The following is a 1063-nucleotide window of genomic DNA, read 5'->3' as shown; positions in this document are numbered from 1 at the left end:
GACCCGCACGACTACGACACCAAAAAGGGTCACGTCGTCCGGTTCCTCAAGCAGGGCGACAAGGTCAAGATCACGATCATGTTCCGTGGTCGTGAGCAGTCCCGGCCGGAGCTCGGCTACCGACTGCTCCAGCGGCTCGCGGAGGACGTCCAGGACCTCGGCTTCGTCGAGTCGAACCCGAAGCAGGACGGCCGGAACATGATCATGGTTCTCGGTCCGCACAAGAAGAAGACCGAGGCCATGGCCGAAGCCCGCGAGGCCCAGGCGGCCCGCAAGGCGGAGCGCCAGGGCCTCACCGCGGATGCGCCCGAGCAGTCCGCCGAGGAGCCGGCCGAGGCCTGATCGTGGCGGCCTGAGCCCGAGGCCGCCGCCCCGGGGCCACGCCCCGGAACCCACACTGAACGAGCTGACGCGCCCGCGTGCCCGCAACGGCCGCGGGGGCGCCCCGACGAGGAGAGAACGGCGACATGCCGAAGAACAAGACCCACAGTGGTGCCAGCAAGCGCTTCAAGATCACCGGTTCCGGCAAGGTGGTCCGCCAGCGCGCCGGTCGCCGCCACCTTCTCGAGCACAAGTCGTCCACGCTGACGCGCCGCCTCGCGGGGACCGTGGAGCTGGCCCCGGCCGACGCCAAGAAGGTCAAGAAGCTTCTCGGCAAGTGATGTCGGCCCCGCTGCGGCGGGGCTGGCAGAACGGTTCGGGACCCATTCGTTTCCGGGCCGCGTGAGGTAACCGCGGCCCCGCACAAGGAGTTAATCAAGTGGCACGCGTCAAGCGGGCAGTCAACGCCCACAAGAAGCGCCGGGCGATCCTGGAGCAGGCCAGCGGCTACCGGGGCCAGCGCTCGCGCCTGTACCGGAAGGCGAAGGAGCAGGTCACCCACTCCCTCGTCTACAACTACAACGACCGCAAGAAGCGCAAGGGCGACTTCCGGCAGCTCTGGATCCAGCGCATCAACGCCGCCGCCCGTGCCAACGGCATGACGTACAACCGCTTCATCCAGGGTCTGAAGGCCGCCAACGTCGAGGTGGACCGCAAGATCCTCGCCGAGCTCGCGGTCAAC

General features: G+C 68.2%; 3 protein-coding genes. All 3 read left to right on the top strand.

The genetic code is table 11. The annotated features are described in order from the left end of the window. Positions 1-342 (top strand): translation initiation factor IF-3 (infC, locus tag KUM32_RS32735; RefSeq protein WP_217145571.1); only part of this gene is annotated, 342 nt, incomplete at its 5' end. Between the two features lie 125 nt (positions 343-467). Beyond that, positions 468-662 carry a 50S ribosomal protein L35 gene (gene rpmI, locus KUM32_RS32730; RefSeq protein ID WP_176164893.1) on the top strand — a complete coding sequence of 65 codons (195 nt, stop codon included), beginning with the start codon at positions 468-470 and terminating at the stop codon, positions 660-662. 98 nt (positions 663-760) lie between these two features. Continuing rightward, on the top strand, positions 761-1063 hold a 303-nt coding region (gene rplT / locus KUM32_RS32725; RefSeq protein WP_217145570.1), incomplete at its 3' end, for a 50S ribosomal protein L20.

It is taken from the genome of Streptomyces sp. AC627_RSS907 (assembly GCF_019049165.1).
The sequence above is the reverse complement of the archived record's forward strand: the minus strand, read 5'-3'. Positions and strand labels throughout refer to the sequence as shown.

Coding starts and splice junctions, on each gene's coding strand:
- rpmI (WP_176164893.1), top strand. CDS start 468: ATGCCGAAGAACAAGACCCACAGTGGTGCCAGCAAGCGCTTCAAGATC.